The organism is Promicromonospora sp. NFX87 (assembly GCF_048564965.1).
Lineage (GTDB): Bacteria > Actinomycetota > Actinomycetes > Actinomycetales > Cellulomonadaceae > Promicromonospora.
In genome coordinates this window covers 3,616,401-3,635,882 of record NZ_CP183413.1, presented here as the reverse complement: position 1 = coordinate 3,635,882, position 19,482 = coordinate 3,616,401, and the positions used below count along the sequence as shown (strand labels likewise).

General features: G+C 71.2%; 14 protein-coding genes. 10 read left to right on the top strand and 4 right to left on the bottom strand.

Going from position 1 to position 19,482, the window contains the following annotated elements:
* The first annotated feature begins 8 nt into the window (after window positions 1-8).
* Both dnaE and ACNYC2_RS16350 read left to right on the top strand, forming a co-directional pair.
* The gene (gene dnaE, locus ACNYC2_RS16355; protein WP_419702804.1) at window positions 9-3,560 is read left to right on the top strand and encodes a DNA polymerase III subunit alpha; all 3,552 of its coding nucleotides are present in this window, start codon (window positions 9-11) and stop codon (window positions 3,558-3,560) included.
* A 5-nt stretch (window positions 3,561-3,565) separates the two neighbouring features.
* Entirely contained in the window at window positions 3,566-4,081 is a 516-nt protein-coding gene (locus ACNYC2_RS16350) for an NUDIX hydrolase (RefSeq protein WP_419707846.1), read from the top strand.
* Window positions 4,082-4,194: 113 nt separating this feature from the next.
* Here the strand turns inward: ACNYC2_RS16350 and ACNYC2_RS16345 are convergent, their stop codons facing one another.
* Window positions 4,195-8,721 carry a S8 family serine peptidase gene (locus ACNYC2_RS16345; protein WP_419702803.1) on the bottom strand — a complete coding sequence of 1,509 codons (4,527 nt, stop codon included), beginning with the start codon at window positions 8,719-8,721 and terminating at the stop codon, window positions 4,195-4,197.
* 197 nt (window positions 8,722-8,918) lie between these two features.
* Between ACNYC2_RS16345 and ACNYC2_RS16340 the strand changes: the two genes are divergently transcribed.
* Window positions 8,919-9,374 carry a cupin domain-containing protein gene (locus ACNYC2_RS16340; RefSeq protein ID WP_419702802.1) on the top strand — a complete coding sequence of 152 codons (456 nt, stop codon included), beginning with the start codon at window positions 8,919-8,921 and terminating at the stop codon, window positions 9,372-9,374.
* 88 nt (window positions 9,375-9,462) lie between these two features.
* Here ACNYC2_RS16340 and hisD read toward each other — a convergent pair whose 3' ends face one another.
* A complete protein-coding gene (gene hisD / locus ACNYC2_RS16335; protein WP_419702801.1) occupies window positions 9,463-10,788 on the bottom strand; it encodes a histidinol dehydrogenase in 1,326 nt (441 codons plus the stop codon).
* Between the two features lie 39 nt (window positions 10,789-10,827).
* On the opposite strand from hisD, the gene ACNYC2_RS16330 reads away from it, so the two are divergent.
* Window positions 10,828-11,094 carry an RNA-binding S4 domain-containing protein gene (locus ACNYC2_RS16330; protein WP_419702800.1) on the top strand — a complete coding sequence of 89 codons (267 nt, stop codon included), beginning with the start codon at window positions 10,828-10,830 and terminating at the stop codon, window positions 11,092-11,094.
* A gap of 33 nt (window positions 11,095-11,127) precedes the next feature.
* On the opposite strand, the gene ACNYC2_RS16325 is transcribed toward ACNYC2_RS16330, so the two are convergent.
* Entirely contained in the window at window positions 11,128-11,532 is a 405-nt protein-coding gene (locus ACNYC2_RS16325; RefSeq protein WP_419702799.1) for a pyridoxamine 5'-phosphate oxidase family protein, read from the bottom strand.
* Between the two features lie 134 nt (window positions 11,533-11,666).
* Here ACNYC2_RS16325 and ACNYC2_RS16320 point away from each other — a divergent pair, with 134 nt between their 5' ends.
* Complete coding sequence (locus tag ACNYC2_RS16320) at window positions 11,667-12,986, top strand: carbohydrate-binding protein (protein WP_419702798.1); 1,320 nt, start codon at window positions 11,667-11,669, stop codon at window positions 12,984-12,986.
* A 31-nt stretch (window positions 12,987-13,017) separates the two neighbouring features.
* Here the strand turns inward: ACNYC2_RS16320 and ACNYC2_RS16315 are convergent, their stop codons facing one another.
* On the bottom strand, window positions 13,018-13,704 hold the full coding sequence (locus tag ACNYC2_RS16315) for a class I SAM-dependent methyltransferase (RefSeq protein WP_419702797.1): 687 nt from the start codon (window positions 13,702-13,704) through the stop codon (window positions 13,018-13,020).
* A gap of 82 nt (window positions 13,705-13,786) precedes the next feature.
* Between ACNYC2_RS16315 and ACNYC2_RS16310 the strand changes: the two genes are divergently transcribed.
* The 5 genes from ACNYC2_RS16310 (at window position 13,787) to hisH (ending at window position 19,451) form a co-directional block, all read left to right on the top strand.
* Entirely contained in the window at window positions 13,787-16,288 is a 2,502-nt protein-coding gene (locus ACNYC2_RS16310) for a RecQ family ATP-dependent DNA helicase (RefSeq protein ID WP_419702796.1), read from the top strand.
* A gap of 118 nt (window positions 16,289-16,406) precedes the next feature.
* Window positions 16,407-17,606, top strand: coding sequence for a histidinol-phosphate transaminase (locus ACNYC2_RS16305; protein ID WP_419707845.1), 1,200 nt, complete (start codon window positions 16,407-16,409; stop codon window positions 17,604-17,606).
* Window positions 17,603-18,202, top strand: a complete 600-nt coding sequence (gene hisB / locus ACNYC2_RS16300) for an imidazoleglycerol-phosphate dehydratase HisB (RefSeq protein WP_377136694.1) — start codon at window positions 17,603-17,605, stop codon at window positions 18,200-18,202. Before ACNYC2_RS16305 ends, hisB begins: the two co-directional genes overlap by 4 nt.
* A gap of 5 nt (window positions 18,203-18,207) precedes the next feature.
* Window positions 18,208-18,804, top strand: a complete 597-nt coding sequence (locus tag ACNYC2_RS16295; protein WP_419702795.1) for a hypothetical protein — start codon at window positions 18,208-18,210, stop codon at window positions 18,802-18,804.
* Between the two features lie 2 nt (window positions 18,805-18,806).
* Window positions 18,807-19,451, top strand: a complete 645-nt coding sequence (gene hisH, locus ACNYC2_RS16290) for an imidazole glycerol phosphate synthase subunit HisH (protein ID WP_419702794.1) — start codon at window positions 18,807-18,809, stop codon at window positions 19,449-19,451.
* The last annotated feature ends 31 nt before the right edge of the window (window positions 19,452-19,482 follow it).

The window sequence follows — 19,482 nt, the reverse complement described above, 5'->3', positions numbered from 1 at the left end:
CTCGCCGCATGCCCACCGCCACCGCTTCGAAGAGCGACGACTTCGTCCACCTCCACGTGCACACCGAGTTCTCGATGCTGGACGGTGCGGCGCGGATCGGTGACCTCATGGAGGAGGTCGTCCGGCAGGGGCAGCACGCCATCGCGACGACCGACCACGGGTACCTCTTCGGTGCGCACGAGTTCTGGGCCCAGGCGCAGAAGGCCGGCGTGAAGCCGATCATCGGCGTCGAGGCGTACGTCACGCCGGGGACCAGCAGGTTCGACCAGAAGCGGGTGCGCTACGGCGAGGCGGGCCAGGAGTCCGACGACGTCTCGGCGCGTGGTGCCTATACCCACATGACGCTGCTGAGCAAGAACAACACCGGCATGCACAACCTGTTCCGGGCGTCGTCCCTGGCCTCCCTGGAGGGCCAGATGGGCAAGTGGCCCCGGATGGACCGGGACCTGCTGGAGCGGTACTCCGACGGCCTCATCGCGACGACCGGCTGCCCCTCGGGCGAGATCCAGACGCGGCTGCGGCTCGGGCAGTGGGACGAGGCGGTCCGGTACGCGGGTGAGCTGCAGGAGATCTTCGGCAAGGAGAACTACTACGTCGAGCTGATGGACCACGGCCTCGACATCGAGACCCGCGTGACCAAGGAGCTCCTCGAGCTCGCCAAGACGATCGGCGCCAAGCTGGTGGCCACCAACGACCTGCACTACGTGCGGGAGGAGGACTCCACCAGCCAGGAGGCGCTCCTGGCGATCAACTCCGGCTCCACGCTGGACGACCCGAACCGCTTCAAGTTCGACGGCTCGGGCTACTACGTGAAGTCGGCCGCCGAGATGCGGAAGGTCTTCAAGGAGCTCCCCGAGGCGTGCGACAACACGCTGCTCATCGCCGAGCAGTGCGAGGTCTCGTTCGACACCTCGGCCAACTACATGCCGCGCTTCCCCGTCCCCGAAGGCGAGGACGAGATCTCCTGGTTCATCAAGGAGGTCGAGGCGGGCTTGCTGCGGCGGTACCCGAACGGCTACTCGGACGCGGTGCGCAAGCAGGCCGACTACGAGGTCGAGGTCATCATCCAGATGGGCTTCCCGGGGTACTTCCTCGTGGTTGCCGACTTCATCAACTGGTCCAAGGCCCAGGGCATCCGCGTGGGGCCGGGGCGCGGCTCGGCCGCCGGGTCGATGGTCTCCTACCTGATGGGCATCACCGAGCTGGACCCGCTGGAGCACGGGCTCATCTTCGAGCGGTTCCTCAACCCGGAGCGCGTCTCCATGCCCGACGTCGACGTCGACTTCGACGAGCGTCGGCGCGGTGAGGCCATCCGGTACGTCACGGAGAAGTACGGCGACGACCGCGTCGCCCAGATCGTCACCTACGGCACCATCAAGGCAAAGCAGGCCCTCAAGGACTCCGCCCGGCTGCTCGGCATGCCGTACGCGATGGGCGAGAAGCTCACCAAGGCGATGCCGCCCGCCGTCATGGGCAAGGACATCTCGCTCAGCGGCATCTTCGACCCCAAGGACAAGCGCTACTCGGAGGCCGCGGAGTTCCGCCAGGTGCACGAGGCCGACCCCGAGGCGCAGCGCGTGGTCGAGCTCGCGCGCGGTATCGAGGGCCTGAAGCGGCAGTGGGGCGTGCACGCGGCCGGCGTCATCATGTCGAGCGACCCGCTGATCGACATCATCCCGATCATGAAGCGCCCGCAGGACGGCGCGATCATCACCCAGTTCGACTACCCGACGTCCGAGGGCCTCGGCCTGATCAAGATGGACTTCCTGGGCCTGCGCAACCTCACGATCCTCGACGACGCGCTCGAGAACATCGTGATGAACGGCAAGGACCCGGTCGACATCGAGAACGTCGCCCTCGACGACAAGGCCACCTACGACCTGCTGGCCAGCGGTAGCACGCTCGGCGTGTTCCAGCTCGACGGCGGGGCCATGCGGTCCCTGCTGCGGCAGATGCGTCCCGACAACTTCGAGGACGTCTCCGCCGTCATCGCCCTGTACCGGCCCGGGCCGATGGGCATGAACTCGCACATCAACTACGCGCTGCGCAAGAACAAGCAGCAGCAGATCGAGGCGATCCACCCGGAGGTCGTCGAGCCGTTCGCCGAGATCCTCGACGAGACCTACGGCCTGATCGTCTACCAGGAGCAGGTCCAGCGCGCCGCCCAGATCATGGCCGGCTACTCGCTCGGACAGGCCGACCTGCTGCGCCGCGCCATGGGCAAGAAGAAGCCCGAGGTGCTGGCCAAGGAGTACGTCAACTTCGAGAAGGGCGCCAAGGAGAAGGGGTACAGCCCCGCCGCCATCAAGGCCGTCTGGGACACGCTCGTCCCATTCGCCGGCTACGCCTTCAACAAGGCGCACTCCGCCGGCTATGGCCTCGTCGCATACTGGACGGCCTACCTCAAGGCGAACTACCCCGCCGAGTACATGGCCGGCCTGCTGCAGTCGGTGGGTGACAACAAGGACAAGATGGCGCTCTACCTCAACGAGTGCCGTCGTATGGGCATCACGGTGCTCCCGCCGGACGTCAACGACTCCTCCGCCAAGTTCACGGCAGTCAAGGGCGACATCCGCTTCGGGCTCACCGGTGTGCGGAACGTGGGCCGCAACGTCGTGGACGCGATCGTGGAGGCGCGCGAGGAGAAGGGCACCTTCACGTCGTTCCAGGACTTCCTCGACAAGGTCCCGGCGCCCGTCTGCAACAAGCGCACCATCGAGTCGCTCATCAAGGCCGGTGCGTTCGACTCGCTCGGGCACACCCGCCGCTCGCTGCTCGTGGTCCACGAGCAGGCGGTCGACTCCGTGATCGGCGTGAAGCGCAAGGAGGCTGAGGGTCAGTTCGACCTGTTCGCGGACTTCGGTGGCTCGTCCGACGACGAGGCAGGCATGGGCTTCTCCGTCGAGGTGCCGGACCTGCCCGACTGGGAGAAGAAGCAGAAGCTGCAGTTCGAGCGCGAGATGCTCGGCCTCTACGTGAGCGACCACCCGCTGTCCGGGCTGGAGCACGTGCTGCAGCGCGCCGCTGACACCTCGATCGCGTCCCTGATCGCCGACGAGGGCCGCCCGGACAACTCGCAGGTGACCGTGGCCGGCCTGCTCACCTCGGTGCAGCGCAAGATGAGCAAGAACGGCAACCCCTGGGCGGCCGTGACGGTCGAGGACCTGGAGGGCGCCGTCGAGGTCATGTTCTTCGGCGAGACCTACCTGGCGTACTCGACGATGCTCGTCGAGGACCAGGTGGTGGTGCTGCGGGGCAGGGTGCGCCGTCGCGACGAGACCCTGTCGCTCCAGGCCATGGAGCTGGCCCTGCCCGACATCACGGTGGGCTCCGACTCGCCGCTGGCCGTGACGGTGCCGCACACCCGGGCGATCGAGGCCACGATGGTGCGGCTGCGCGAGGTGCTCGCCACCCACCCGGGTTCGGCGGAGGTGCACGTGGTCGTGGCCGAGCCGGGCAAGAAGACGCTGGTGCGGGCGTCCGACAGCCTGCGGGTGGAGAAGTCGCCCGCCCTCTTCGGCGACCTGAAGGCGCTGCTCGGCCAGGGCTGCCTGTCGTGACCGAGATCCCCGGCGTAGCACCGGTCGAGAGCGACCGCTATGACGAGCGCGACCACGAGCGGTTCGTGCTCGTCCCCGCCGCGTACCTCTTCCTCCGGCGCGAGGGGCAGGTACTGCTGCAGCTGCGGCAGGGCACCGGCTACCGCGACGGGTTCTGGGCGTGCGCGGCGGCGGGTCATGTCGAGGAGGGTGAGTCGGTGATCGACGCCGCCGTGCGCGAGGCGGCCGAGGAGCTTGGTGTGGTCGTGGCACCCGAGGACGTCCGGCCGCTGACCGTCCTGCACCGCGGCGAGCCGGGCGGGCCCGCGATCGAGCAGCGGGTGGACTTCATGTTCGAGGTCACCCGCTGGGCCGGGACGCCGTCGATCCAGGAGGCGGACAAGGCAGCCGACCTGGCGTGGTTCCCGTTCGTCGCGCTGCCGGAGCCGCTCGTCCCGCACGAGGCCGCGGTGCTGCGCGCGGTGCACGACGCGGGCCGGCACGGCACGGAGATGCCGCGCCTCATGACCTTCGGCTTCTGACGATCTCGCCGAGGTAGAACTGTGGCGAGGTAGAACCGCAGCTCTCGCCACGGTTCTACTTCGCCACAGTTCTACTTCGCCCTGGTTCTATCTCGGCGAGAGAGGGCGGAGGGTTACAGGCCCTTGCACTGGCCCAGCTCCTTGCCCTTGGTCGTGTTCGGCGAACCGTTGTTGACCGGCGGCGGGTCGTTGTGGAGGCAGGTGAGTGCTCCGGTGATCCGGTTGCCACCGATGACCGGGCCTTCCGACCTGGTCACGGTGACGGGGCCGGTGATCCGGTTGCCCGCGCAGTCCGCCGTCGGGTCACCGATCATGACCCCGGAGCTGCGGGTCACGGTCAGCGTGCCCGTGATGCTCGTGTCGCAGACCCGAACCTCTGACGCCTCCGTGGCTTGCACGAGCGCAAGGATCCGCGAGTCGGTGACCCGCAGCCCCGCGCCGTCGGACACGGCGACCCGGCCGGTGATGGTCGCGCCGTCGATGCAGGTGGTGCCCTCGTCGACGACGATCCGTCCGTTGTGCCGGCCGGTGATGGTCTCGTCGCACGGCGCCAGACCCGTCACGGCGACGTTGACCGCAGCTACGGCGGGTTCGTCGAACGGGTCGGACGTGACGTGCTCGGCGGAGTTGACGTAGACGCCGGTGAGCGCGTCCGGATCGACCGTGACCTCGTACGAGAGCTCGACCGGGTCGACGTCCGGCCCCACGTAGTCGAAGCAGATGGTGCTCCCATCGACGACTGTGCCAGCTGGGTTCCCCGCGTTCACCACGGTCGTGCCGACGGTGCCCGCCAGGTTCTCGACCCCGATGGTGGCCGTGGCAGGCAGTGCCCCGATGTCGCCGTACTCGAACCGGATCTCTGGGCGCGTGTCACTCACGTCCTTGTAGACCCATGCCTGGAAGGTGCCTACGGAGTTCGACAGATCTGCGGGGTCGGCGTCGTATGGGAACGGGTCGTCCCACTGAATTACTGCTACCGCGTTGTTCGAGGTGGCGAGCCGAACACCTCGACCGTGTGCCTGGGAGAGCTGGAGGTCCGCCCAGAGCGGTGCGATCACACCGTTGGGGGCAGCTTCGGTCGGGAGTTCCTGGGGAACCCAGGGCTGGCCGCCATAGCCGCCGGTGACTGTGATCAAACCGTCGTCGCTCACCGTGAGTCCGGGGTACGCATCGCCGTAGTGGGTGAACGGACCGATGTTCGCGAACGCGTTCACGGCGACCGAGTCACCATCGAGCGAGCTGAACCCGACGCCGGCTGCTTCTAGGTCCACAAACCGGGAAGCCGCCGCGCACTGCGGGTCGTCGGCGGGAGTCGACGCCTCGTAGGTGCCGGTGGCACCCACCTGCGTGGGCATCTCGACCTCCCACGTGATCGTCTGTCCCTCGACCACGCCGCCGCCTGTCACCGACGCGGGGTCGATGGTCAGCCCCTCGGGCACGGTGTCGGTGACCGTGTAGGTGAGGTCCTCCGGCGTCACGTTGGGCGCGACAGTGATGTCGTACCCGATCGTCTCGCCGATGACGGCGGTCTCCGTCGACGCGGTCTTGGTCACGTCGTCGGCCACCCGGCTGAGCCGGACCGGGATCTCACCGATGTCGCCTGCGTTGTCCGGCGAGGTACCGAGCACCGCGGTGCCGAAGTACAGGTCGCCCTCGGCGGCGTCGGGGAGATCCCAGTGCACGCGCACGTCGTACGGCTCGCCCACGGGCACCTCACCCTCGGGGCCGGCCACGCCTGCGTTACCGAGGTCCTCGGACGGGACGACGGCGGTCGCGAGCGTGTGCGCGTCCGGCTGGCTGGTGCTGCCGCCCCAGTTCTGGACGACCACCCACCACGTGCCGGCCTCCGGGTCGGGGACGTCGCAGGCCTCGGCGGAGGACGACGTGGTGGAGGCGCACACCTGGGTCGCCGCGCTCGGCGTGTCGCCGGTGCCGACGAACATGTCGAGGTCCGGCGCCTCCGCTGCGGTGATCTCCGCCACGAGCCGCGCCGCGTCGTCGGGCACCTGCAGCGTGGTGACGTGGACCTGGCTCAGGTCGTCGAACGCGTCACCGTTGGTGGGGTCCTGGCTGAGCGAGGCCTCGTGGAGGTCGGCCTCGACCAGGCCCTTCACCGAACCGGTGAAGTCGCTGACCGTCGTGGACCGGATGTCGGTCACGGCCTGCGAGCCGGTGTTCCGGCGCGTGGTGATGTCGATCTCGTCGGGCAGGATCGCCCCGGACGGGACGACGGCGACCGGGAGGGTCACTGCCGGGACGTCCGGGTTGCTCGGGGTGAGCGTGATGCGTCCGAACAGCGTCTCGCCCTCGGGGGCGTCCGCCACGTTCGCGGTGACCGAGATGCCGAGCGCGTCGCCGGGGGAGACGGTGGCCTGCGAGAGCGTCACGTCCACCGACAGCCCGTCGTCGGCGACCGCTTCCGCCGTCCACGTGACGTCAGCCGAGGCGGACGGCGGCGGGACCGCCGTGCGCTCCCACGAACAGGTGGCCAGGCACTGGGTGTTGGCGAAGGACGGCAGGTTGAGGTCCTTGGGGTCGCCGCCCGCCTCCGGGTCCGCGGCCAGGTAGTTCGCCGGCGTCTCGTCGAACAGCAGGCCCGCCTGTGCGGCGGCCCCGATGTCCATGTGGCCGCTGCCCTGCTCGTACGGCGTCGCGGGGGAGCCGTCGAAGTCCTTGACGCCGGTCCGTGCCGTGGTCATGAGCGCCGACTGCTGCTGCGCGGGGGTCCAGTCCGGGCGGGCCTGCGTGAGCAGGGCTCCCGCGCCAGCCACGTGCGGGCTCGACATCGACGTGCCGGAGATGATGCCGTACTGGACGTGGTCGTACGCGCCGTCGGCCACGCCGTTCGCGGCGAGGATGTCGACGCCGGGCGCGGTGATGGACGGGACGATCGTGTCGACGGCCCGGTTGGGCCCGCGCGAGGAGAAGCTGGCCATGGTGTCGCCCAGCGCGTCGTCGATGGTGAAGTTGGTGCCCGAGATCGCGCCGGTGTGCTCGGAGCCCTCGGCCAGCCAGGCCCGCAGCGTCTGGCCGTCGGCGTAGCTGATGGCGACGCCAGGGACGGTGAACGCGTCACCGAGCAGGGAGCCGGCGTTGGCCTCGTCGTTCGTCAGCACGAAGCCGGTGGCGCCCTGCGCCGCGACGTTGGAGGACTTCTCGACGCGGCCGTTGCCGCCACGGGCGCAGACCACGATCTTGTCGGCGTAGTCCGCCTCGTGGCCGGTAGTCGCGGTGCACTGCGGGTCGCCCACGGAGCCCGCGTCGATGATCGCCGTGGCGGGCAGGGGCCCGGTCAGCGACTTGCCGGTCAGGTCGGGCAGGTCGGTCGTGCTGCTCGTCAGGTTCGTCAGGGCGTTCAGCGCGTGCCGGTTGTGGGTCGAGGCGCCCACCGACGTGATCCACGGGGCGTCGGCGGGGGAGCCGGTGGTGGCGAACCCAGGACCGTCGTTGCCGTTGGAGGTCGCCACGAAGATGCCCGCGGCCCGCGCGTTGAGGAACCCGATCGAGTCGAAGTCGTTCCACAGGTCGGACGGCGAGGACGAGCCGATCGAGTAGTTGATGACGTCGACGCCGTCCGCGATGGCCTGGTCGATCGAGGCCACCAGGCCCGCGGTGGTGCAGCAGCCGCGGTAGCTGATCACGTTGGCGTGCGGCGCGACGCCGGAGATGTCGAACGGCGGCGGGTTGGTGCCCTCGGGGGCCGTCGGCTCTACGTCGTCGACGACGTTGCCGCCCGACGTCGAGGCGGTGTGCGAGCCGTGGCCGTCCTCGTCCAGGGCGCTCCGGTCGTCGGCGGCCAGGAAGCCGTAGGCGCCGATCAGCTTGCCGTTGCACGGGAACTCGGGGTCGTACTGGTCGGTGTTCGCCGGGTCGCACGCGCCGAGGTAGTTGCCGGCGCCGAGCGGGTTGGTGTGCGTGTAGCCGTCGTCGCCGGTCTCGGCGAAGGAGGGGCTGCTCGGGTGGATACCGGTGTCGATGGTGCCGATGACGACACCCTCACCCTGGTAGTCCTCCGGCAGGCCCAGCTCCTCGACGGCGTTCCACAGCGCGTCCGCGTTGCTCCAGACCGGGCCGGCGTCCGTGTGCAGCTCGTGCTCCTTGTCGAGCGCGATGTGCGCGACGGCGGGGTCCTTGGCGACCTTCGCGGCCTCGGTCGGCGTCAGCACGGCGGTCAGGCCGTTGACGGCGAACTGGTAGGTGAACGGCACCTCGACGTCGTGCCCCACCGCGCGTTCCATGCGGGTGACGAAGTCGTCCTGCTCCGCCTCGAGGAACTCGGTGTACTCCCGTACTCGGGTGGCGGACGGGTCGAGCGTGCGGCCGGCCCGGGGCGCGGTGGCGTCCAGCCCGGCGACGTCGCCGGAGTAGGTGGGCACCGCGGCGTCGGCGAGCCGGATCAGGTAGGTGCGCTCCGCCTTGCCGCGGCCGAGCGACAGCTTCTGCAGGGTGGCCGTGCGCTCGACGCCGGGCTGCGGCGTGGTCTCGGCCGGTACCAGGTTCTCGGCGAGCAGGTCACGGGGGTCGATCTTGTCCGCGGCCGGTGGTGCCTGGGGCACCGCGACGGCTGCCGGCGCGACCGCGGCCGCTAGTGCCGTGACGGCCGCTATGACGAGCATGGGCGTTCTGGACCGGTGTGACATCTACGGCTCCCTCGATACAGCAGCGATGGAACGAGCACATAACGAGCACATGCAGGTGCTCGCTATTCCTCGCGCACGGTGGGAGCCGTGTCAATGGTTCCGCATGGGATTCACCCGGTGGAGGGTCGCGGCTGTCACAGATCTACGGGGCCGCCGGTCATCACTGGTACACCGATGTCTACGAGAGGCGCAGCGCGATGACAGTGTCAGAGAACCACGCAGCACATGTGCACGGGAGCGGCGAGCACGCAGGGCCCGAAGGCTGGAAGACAGCGGCCACGATGCTGCAGGACGCGTCGCCCATCACCGTCCCGGACGGCGCCTCGGCGATGACCGTGCACGTCGAGTGGGAGCCCGGCGACCCGGGAACTCCGCCGCACCGCCACTCGGGTCCCGCCTTCGGGTACGTGGTCGAGGGTGCGGTCCGGTTCGAGATCGAGGGGGAGCCCGAGCGCGTCATCGAGGCCGGCGGGACGTTCTGGGAGCCGGGCGGCGACGTCATCCACTACCAGGACGGCAACGCGCTGACCGACGCCCGGACGGAGTTCGTGGTGGTGATGCTGTGCGCGCCGGGCAAGCCGATGCTCGAGCTGGTCGACGAGGACGAGCTGGCGACCCGAGCTCACCTCCGCGCCCCGCGCCCCACCGCCTAGACCGCGAAGTAGAGCGCTTGTCCGCGTCTCCCCGGGATAAGCCCGGCGAGACGCGGACAAGCGCTCTACTTCGCGGTACCTCGTGGCGTCAGTGGAAGCGGCCCCGGACCGCCTCGCCGTGCGCGGGCAGGTCCTCGTCGTTGGCGATGGCGACTATGCGGTCGGCGAGCTCCTCGAGGGCGTCCCGCGTGTACTCGACCTGCTGCACCGACTTCAGGAAGCTGTGCACGCCGAGGCCGCTCGCGAAGTGTGCGGTGCCGCCGGTGGGCAGCACGTGGTTGGAACCTGCCATGTAGTCGCCCAGCGACACCGGCGACCACGGCCCCACGAAGATCGCGCCGGCGCTGTGCACGCGCGAGGCGACCCTGGCGGCGTCGGCCGTCTGGATCTCGAGGTGCTCCGCGCCGTAGGCGTTGACGACCGCCACGCCGGCGTCGATGTCGTCCACCAGGACGATCGCGGACTGCGGGCCGTCGAGGGCGCGCGCCACGCGGGTGGCGTGCTTGGTCGCGGACGTCAGGTCCTGGACCCGGGCCTCCACCGCGGAGGCCAGCTCGACCGAGTCGGTGACGAGCACGGATGCCGCCATCGGGTCGTGCTCGGCCTGGCTGATCAGGTCGAGGGCCACGTGCCCGGCGTCGGCGGTGCTGTCGGCGAGGACTGCGATCTCCGTGGGCCCGGCCTCGGCGTCGATCCCGACGATGCCGCGCACCAGCCGCTTCGCCGCGGCGACGTAGACGTTGCCGGGTCCGGTGATGACGTCGACGGGCTCGCACAGCGTCTCGCCGTCCTGCGGCTCGGTGCCCGCGGCGCCGTAGGCGAACATCGCCACGGCCTGCGCGCCGCCGACCGCGTAGACCTCGTCCACGCCCAGCAGCGCGCACGCGGCGAGGATCGTCGGGTGCGGCAGGCCGCCGTTGTCCTTCTGCGGCGGGGACGTCACCGCGAGGCCGGGCACGCCCGCCTCCTGCGCCGCGACGACGCTCATCACCACCGACGACGGGTACACCGCGAGCCCGCCAGGCACGTACAGGCCCACGCGCTGGACCGGGATCCAGCGCTGCCGCACGACGGCGCCCGGTGCGACGTCGGTCACGTGGTCGGCGGGAAGCTGCTCGGCGTGCACCCGGCGGACGCGGCGGATCGACTCCTCCAGGGCCCGGCGCACCAGCGGCGCCAGCCCGTCGAGAGCGTCGGCGAGGGCGGTCGCGGGGACCCGCAGGTGCTGGGGCGCGATCCCGTCCAGCCGGAGCGAGATCTCGCGCAGCGCGGCCGCGCCGTCCGCGCGGACCTGGCGCAACAACGGATCGACCACATGGACGGCCTCGTCCACTCCGACCTCGGCACGGGGTAGGACGTCGAGGAGGGCGCGGCGCCCGAGTGACTGGCCGCGCAGGTCGATGCGTTGGATCACCTTGCCAGTCTATGGCGGCAGGCGGGGGACAATGGTGTCGTGTCCAACTCTGCAGCCGAATCCGGTCCCGTATCCAGCCCCGGTCCAGTACCCGAGGTTCCGATCCGCGACGACGTCATCCGCCTGGGGCAGTTCCTGAAGCTCGCCGACCTCGCCGAGGACGGTGTGCAGGCGCGCGACCTCATCGCCGACGGCGAGGTGCGGGTCAACGGCGAGGTCGAGCTCCGCCGTGGCCGCCAGCTCGTGCGCGGCGACGTGGTCGCGGTCTCGCTCCCGACGGGCGAGGAGTCGGCCCAGGTCGGCTGACGCCCGAAGGCGCGGCGTGCTCGGTGCGGCGGGTCAGGACGCCATGTAGGTCGAGGCCATCACCTTGTCGACCGTCACGCGCAGCACTATGCGGTCCGGGTTCGGCCCCAGCTGGCGGTAGCGGCGCGCGTACCGCTCGACGGCGTCGGCGATCTCCGCCTCGTCCTCGCTGACGGCGATGGTGCCCTCGAGCGTGATCCAGCGGCCGCCCGCGACCTGGCAGAGCGCGGCGCGCGGGGCTCCGCCGTCGGCCAGGGGCGTGGCGTGCCGGGCCTTGAACGAGTTGCGGTTCGTCGTGATCCGGGCGACCCCTTCCTCGGCGTCCCAGGTGAAGGCGACGGGGACCACGTGCGGGGTGCCGTCGGGACGCAGGGTGGTGAGGGTCGCGAGGTGGCGCTCCGTGACGAAGACGAGCTGCTCGGGATTGAGTCGGATCACTCCGTGAGTCTAGGTCGGCGCGGACGGGTGTCCGGCGCCGCTCGGGATGCCTGGTGTGGGTTCCCCGTATTCCCCGCCGTGCGGTGTTTGGCTAGCGTTCCTGACAAATTACTGTCAGAGCCTGGGGAGTGGTCATGAGACGACGTACATCGTTACTGGCGGCAGGTGTCGCCGCCCTGCTCGTCACGGGACTCGCGATCCCCGCGGTCATCGCGCAGACCGGGCCGGTGGCGCAGGCCGCCGCCGCCGACTGCGCGGCCCCGACCTGGGCAGAGGGCAGCACCTATCGGACCGGCGACCACGTGACCCACCTCGGCCGCGGCTACACCGCCCTGGTCGGGCACACCGCGCACGTCGGCGCGGGCTGGACGCCCGGCACCACGCCGAGCCTCTGGACCGACGACGGCGCGTGCGCCACCCAGCCCGACCCCGACCCCACGGATCCGACGCCGGACCCCGACCCCACCGACCCGACGCCCGACCCCGAACCCACACCCACCGACTGCGGCCAGCGGCCGCGCCCGTCCGGCAAGGTGCTGCAGGGCTACTGGGAGAACTGGGACGGCGCGAGCAACGGCGTGCACCCCGGGATGGGCTGGATCCCGATCACCGACTCGCGCATCACCCAGCACGGCTACAACGTCGCGACGCTGGCGTTCCCGGTGATCCGGTCCGACGGCACCGTGCTGTGGGAGAACGGCATGGACTCCGGGGTGCGGGTGCCGACGCCCGAGGAGATGTGCGCCGCGAAGGAGAGCGGCCTGACCATCCTCATGTCGATCGGCGGCGCGACCGCCGGCATCGACCTGTCCTCGCAGGCCGTGGCGGACCGGTTCGTCCAGACGATCGTGCCGATCCTGCGCGAGTACAACTTCGACGGGATCGACATCGACATCGAGACCGGCCTCACGGGCAGCGGCTCCATCACGCAGCTCTCGACCTCACAGGCCAACCTGATCCGGATCATCGACGGGGTCCTCGCCGCCATGCCCGCCGGGTTCGGGCTGACCATGGCGCCCGAGACGGCGTACGTCACCGGCGGCAGCGTCGTCTACGGCTCGATCTGGGGCTCCTACCTGCCCGTCATCAAGAAGTACGCCGACAACGGGCGGCTCTGGTGGCTCAACATGCAGTACTACAACGGGTCGATGTACGACTGCTCGGGCAACTCCTACGCGGCGGGCACCGTCGCCGGTTTCCGGGCGCAGACCGACTGCCTGAACGCCGGGCTGAACATCCAGGGCACCACCATCCGGGTGCCGTACGACAAGCAGGTCCCCGGCCTGCCCGCCCAGCAGGGCGCGGGCGGCGGCTACATGGCGCCGTCGCTGGTGAGCCAGGCGTACGGCTCCTACAACGGGTCGCTCAAGGGCCTCATGACCTGGTCGATCAACTGGGACGGGTCGCGCGGCTGGACCTTCGCCGACAACGTGCGGGCGCTGCAGGGCCGGTAGCCGGGCAGGCGCAGTCAGCCCGGCCGGCTCCTCAGCCGGCCGGGCCTGACGTGCGTACCACCGCGTACTGATAGCGGTGGCTGCTGCCCGGGCTGCTCGGCCGCGTCCACCAGGACTCGATCTCACCGTGGTCGCCCAGGCGCTCGCGGACCATCGTGTCGGTGCGGCGGTGGAAGTAGCGGGGCGGCCCGTAGGTCTTGCCCGGTTCCGCGGCGGGATCGGCGAGGGCGCCGACGGTCAGCTCCGCCGCTCCCCACATCCCCACCGCGAACAGCCCGCCCGGCACCAGCACCCTGACGATCTCGGACAGCGCCGCCTCCAGCTCGGCGTCGTCGAGATGCATCAGCGTGCTCATGGACCAGACGGCGTCGAAGGTGTGGTCGCCGAACGGCAGGTCGGTCGCCGACGCGACGTGCGCGTCCAGGCCGGCGGCCCGGGCGACCTCGACCATGCCGGGGGACAGGTCCACGCCCGTGTACGCGAGACCCGCGGCGGCGATCGCCTCGCCGTCGCGGCCCGGGCCGCAGCCGACCTCCAGCACCGTGCGCCACCGCTCCTGCGCGAGCCGGGCCAGGAACTCCTGCTGCGCGGCGGTACGCCACGCCGGGACGGGCCTGCGGGCCCGGTCAGTGGCCTCCGCGTCGTAGTAGGCCTGGAAGTCCGCGCGGCGCGCTTCCAGGTCCGACGGCGGTTCGGTCGCGTTCGCGGCGGAGGTCACCCGGCGGATTCTAGGTACGTCCGGAGCGATCGGTGTGGATAACCCGCTCGCGGTGTCGGTGGCTCCTCATAGGATCGATGACGTGACCAAGGACCCCTTCGCAGACCTCCCCTTCAGCGCGGAGGAGCCGCCCGACGACGCCTTCCTGACCGAGGTCGGTGACCCGGCGCCCCCGCCGTCCGCCCGGAACACGCCGGAGGCGCAGGCGGCCAAGCTGCAGATGCTGCGCGGCCTGCTGGACGAGGATGCGGCCGCCGCGGCGGCGAACCCGCCGCGCAGGCGCAAGCCCGAGCCGACGCCGGAGCCTGTGCTGGAACCGGCGCCGGAGGCCGAACCCGAGCTCGCCGAGCCGGCACCGCTTCCGGTGGCCGCAGCCCTGCCGGGCGCGTCGCTGCGCGAGGAGGCCGAGGCCGCGCTCCGCGAGCTCGTCGGCCGCGACGAGGCGCGCCTGCGTGACGACCAGTGGACCGCCATCGAGGCGCTCGCCGCCTTCCACCGCCGGGCGCTCGTGGTGCAGCGCACCGGGTGGGGCAAGTCCGCCGTGTACTTCGTCGCGACCAAGCTGCTGCGGGCACGCGGCGCCGGGCCGACGGTGATCGTGTCGCCGCTGCTCGCCCTCATGCGTGACCAGATAGCGGCGGCCTCCCGTGCGGGCATCCGCGCGGTGACCATCAACTCGGCCAACATGACCGAGTGGGACGAGGTGCACGCGGCCATCTCGCGCGGCGAGGTCGACGTGCTGCTGTGCTCGCCGGAGCGGCTGAACAACCCGGGCTTCCGGGACGAGGTGCTCCCGCGTCTGGCGGCCGACGCCGGGCTCGTGGTCATCGACGAGGCGCACTGCATCTCCGACTGGGGGCACGACTTCCGCCCGGACTACCGGCGCATCCGCACGCTGCTGGCCGACCTGCCCACGGGGATCCCCGTGCTCGCCACGACGGCCACCGCGAACGAGCGCGTCACCCAGGACGTCGCGGAGCAGCTCGCCGTGCACGCGGACGGTGTCAGCGACGAAGAGGTGCTGGTGCTGCGCGGCGGGCTCGACCGCGAGTCGCTGCACCTGGCGGTGCTGGAGCTCGGCGACCAGCCCACCCGCGTGGCGTGGCTGGCCGAGGCGCTGCAGGACATCGACGGTTCCGGCATCGTCTACTGCCTCACGGTGTCGGCGGCGGAGCAGGTCGCCGAGCAGCTGCGCGGCTACGGCCTCGCGGTCGCCGCGTACACCGGCCGGACCGAGCCCGCGCAGCGCGAGCAGCTCGAGGTCGACCTCAAGAACAACGACGTCAAGGCGCTCGTCGCGACGTCAGCGCTGGGCATGGGCTTCGACAAGCCGGACCTGGCGTTCGTGGTGCACCTGGGCGCGCCGTCGTCGCCGATCGCGTACTACCAGCAGGTCGGTCGTGCGGGACGTGGTGTCGACCAGGCGCTCGTCGTGCTGCTCCCGGGCGTCGAGGACAAGGCGATCTGGGACTGGTTCGGCGAGCAGGCGTTCCCCGCCGAGGGCCAGGTGCGGGCGACGCTCGAGGCGCTGCGCGGCGGCGGCACCATGTCGACGGCGGCCCTGGAGACACAGGTGGACCTGCGCCGTTCCCGCCTGGAGACCATGCTCAAGGTGCTCGACGTCGACGGCGCAGTCCGGCGGGTGCGCGGCGGCTGGGAGGCCACCGGTCAGGAGTGGTCGTACGACGCCGAGCGGTACGCGAGGGTCTCCGCCAGCCGCACCGCCGAGCAGCAGGCGATGGTGGACTACGTGGGCACGCAGGGCTGCCGCATGGCGTACCTGCGGGCACAGCTCGACGATCCGGAGCTGGCACCGGGCTGGCGGTGCGGCCGCTGCGACCGGTGCGGCGGGATGGAGCTGCCGGAGGCCCCCGACGCCGAGGCGGTCGCCGCGGCACGCGCCGAGATGGACCGACCGGGCGTCGAGGTCGAGACCCGCAAGATGTGGCCCACCGGCCTGGCCTCGATCGGCCTGGACCTCAAGGGCAAGATCCCGCCGGCCGAGCTGGCCGAGCCGGGCCGAGCGGTCGCCCGGCTCGACGGCCTCGGCTGGTCCGGCCCGCTGCGCGACCTGCTCGCGCCGACGGCGGGCGACGGCGAGCTCCCGGTGCCGCTGCGCCGGGCCGCCGCGCGTGTGCTCGACGAGTGGAGCGCGCTCCGCCCCGTGGCAGAGCCCACCGAGGCGGAGGGCGAGGACGAGACCGGCGCCGGCGAGCCCGAGGCCGGCCCGCTGGTGATCGAGGCAGTGGTGGCGGTGCGGTCCATCACCCGGCCGCAGCTGTCGTACCACCTGGCCACCGGGCTCGCGAAGTACCTGGGCGTGCCCATGATCGGTGCCATCGGTCCGGTCGCCGGGCAGGAACAGCCCGGGCGGCACGACGTGAACTCGGCGATGCGGCTCGCCGGGGTGGCCCGGCGGCTGCAGCTGCAGCTCGGTGAGGGCGCGCGCCGTGGCCTGCCGGGCCGGACGGTGCTGCTCGTCGACGACTACACCGACTCGGGGTGGACGCTGACGGTCGCCGCACGGCTGCTCCGCGAGGCCGGCGCGGCAGCGGTGTACCCGTTCGTGCTGGGTGTGCGGTGACTCCAGCGATGAATCCCGCGGTGACTTCAGTGGCGGCTCCCGCGGTGACGTTGCCCACGCGCCCGGTGGGCGGACTGGCACCGGTCCGGTGCGCCGTGGTTCGTAGACTGGTCCGGTGATGACACACGCCGTCGACCAGCACAGTGCGGAGGAAAGCGCTCCCGCGCCCTCGGTGCGGCTGCCGCTGCGCCCCGAGCTGGCGAACGAGAAGCCGTACGGCGCTCCGCAGCTCGACGTCCCGGTGCTGCTGAACGTCAACGAGAACCCGTACCCGCCCGGCGAGGAGGTGGTCGCGACCATCGCCGAGGAGGTGGCGCGCGCCGCTCGCGGGATGAACCGTTACCCGGACCGGGACGCGACGGTCCTGCGTCAGGACCTCGCGGACTACCTCGCGGCGGAGACCGGCGTCGACCTGGGGCATCTCGACGTGTGGGCCGCCAACGGGTCCAACGAGGTGATGCTGCACGTGCTGCAGGCCTTCGGTGGTCCTGGCCGTACCGCGCTGTCGTTCGCGCCGACTTACTCCATGTACCCGGAGTACGCGCGGGACACGCACACGACCTGGGTGGTGGGCCGCCGGGAGGACGACTTCACGCTCGACCCGGCCTACGCCGCCGAGACCATCCGCGAGGTACGCCCGTCGGTGGTCCTGCTGGCCAGCCCCAACAACCCGACCGGCACGGCGCTGCCGACGGCCACCGTCGAGGCGGTCTGCGAGGCGGCGCTCGGCGTGGACCTCGACGGCGCGCACCCCGTCGTCGTGGTGGACGAGGCCTACGCGGAGTTCCGGCGTCCCGGTACGCCGTCCGCCGTCGCGCTGCTGGAGCGGTACCCGAACCTCGCGGTCACGCGCACGATGTCCAAGGCCTTCGCCGCGGCCGGCGCCCGGCTCGGGTATCTGGTCGCCTCCGGCGACTTCGTCGACGCGCTCCGGATCGTGCGCCTGCCGTACCACCTGAGCGCGATCACGCAGGCAGCGGCCGGCGCCGCGCTGCGCCACCGCGAGTCCCTCATGGCCCAGGTCGCCACGCTGCGTGCCGAGCGGGACGCGTGTGTCGCCTGGCTGCGCGAGCAGCGGCTCCCGGACGGCACCCCGTTCGAGGTCGCCGACACCGACGCCAACTTCGTGCTGTTCGGCAGGTTCGGCGATCGGCACGCAGTGTGGCAGGGTCTGCTGGACCGCGGTGTCCTGATCCGAGAGACCGGCCCCGACGGCTGGCTGCGGGTCTCGATCGGCACGTCCGACGAGATGGCCGCCTTCCGCTCGGCACTCACTGAGGTCCTGCAGGAGAACAAGCACCGAGAGGAACAGTCATGACGAGGACAGCACGCGTCGAGCGCGCCACCTCCGAGTCGAAGGTGCTGGTCGAGCTCGACCTCGACGGCACCGGGCGCACCGACATCAGCACGAGCGTGCCGTTCTACGACCACATGCTCACCGCGCTCGGCAAGCACTCGCTGATCGACCTCACGGTGCACGCGACGGGCGACACCCACATCGACGCCCACCACACGGTCGAGGACGTGGCCATCAGCATCGGCGAGGCACTGCGCGAGGCGCTCGGCGACAAGGCGGGCATCTCCCGGTTCGGCGACGCCCTCGTGCCGCTGGACGAGGCGCTCGCCCAGGCAGTGGTGGACGTGTCCGGCAGGCCGTACCTGGTGCACGAGGGTGAGCCCGCCGGTCAGGAGTACCACCTCATCGGCGGCCACTTCACGGGTTCGCTGACGCGGCACGTGCTGGAGTCGATCGCCCACCACGCGGGGATCTGCCTGCACGTGCGGGTGCTCGCGGGCCGCGATCCGCACCACATCGTCGAAGCCCAGTTCAAGGCGCTGGCGCGTGCGCTGCGCGCCGCCGTCGCCGTCGACCCTCGGGTCGACGGAATACCGTCCACGAAGGGTGCGCTCTAGCAGCCATGTCCGACAGCCCCAAGCCCGAGAACGACGGGTCCAGCAGCACGCCGCCCGGCGACGACCTGCCCGACTTCGATCTCGACTTCGAGATCCCGGACGACCTGTCGTCCCTCACCGGTAGCGGCGAGCCCGAGTTCGCCGCGATCATCACCCAGATCGCCGGGGCGGAGCCGCTCGCCGCGGCCAGCTCCCTCGCGCAGCTCGACCTCGACGCGGTTCCCACGTCGGTAGGCGCCGTGGGAGTCCTCAAGGACCTCGCCGGCGACGCGCCCGAACAGGCCGCCGCCGCGATCTCCCAGCTCGTGCGGGGCGTCCCGCTCGTCCTGATCACCCGCACCGGCGAGCAGATGACGGCGGTCCGGTTCGCCGACGGCGTCCGCGGCGACGAGCTCGCCCCCGGCCTTGTGCTGGGCGGTGCCCCCGAGAACGTGGTCGACCTGCTGACGGGCGCCACCAGCGTGGCCGACCTGGACGGCGTGGTCGGCTCGACCTCGATCAGCAAGTTCAAGGCGGTGCGGATGCTCACGTCCGCGGCGCGCAAGGCCCGCAAGGGCATGGGCAAGGGCGAGCCCGGCGCGGGCAGCGCGGACGGGGCCTGAGCGTGGGCGCGAACGTCGTCGTCCTCGACTACGGCTTCGGCAACGTCCGGTCTGCCGTCCGTGCCCTGGAGCGGGTCGGCGCGGACGTGACGCTGACCGCTGACCGGACCGCCGCGCAGGAGGCGGACGGCCTCGTGGTGCCGGGTGTCGGCGCGTTCGCCGCGTGCATGGCGGGCCTGAAGGCCGTCCGCGGGCACGAGGTGGTCGGCCGCAGGCTGGCCGGCAACCGCCCGGTCCTCGGCATCTGCGTGGGCATGCAGGTCATGTTCGACGCCGGCGTGGAGCACGGCGACCGTGCCGAGGGCATCGGCGAGTGGCCGGGCGTCGTCGAGCGGCTGGACGCTCCCGTCGTGCCGCACATGGGCTGGTCGCCCGTCGAGGCGCCTGAGGGCTCTACCCTCTTCGAGGGGATCGCCGACGAGCGCTTCTACTTCGTCCACTCGTACGCCGTGCAGACCTTCACCAAGGGCTACGACGAGAACGCGGTGAAGATCTTCTCGCCGCCGAAGGTGACCTGGGCCGAGCACGGCGCACGCTTCGTCGCCGCCGTCGAGGACGGCCCCCTGGCGGCCACCCAGTTCCACCCCGAGAAGTCGGGCGACGCAGGATCCCAGCTTCTGCAGAACTGGGTCCGCACCCTCAGCTAGTCCGCCACCTCGTGGGTCGAGCCTGTCGAGA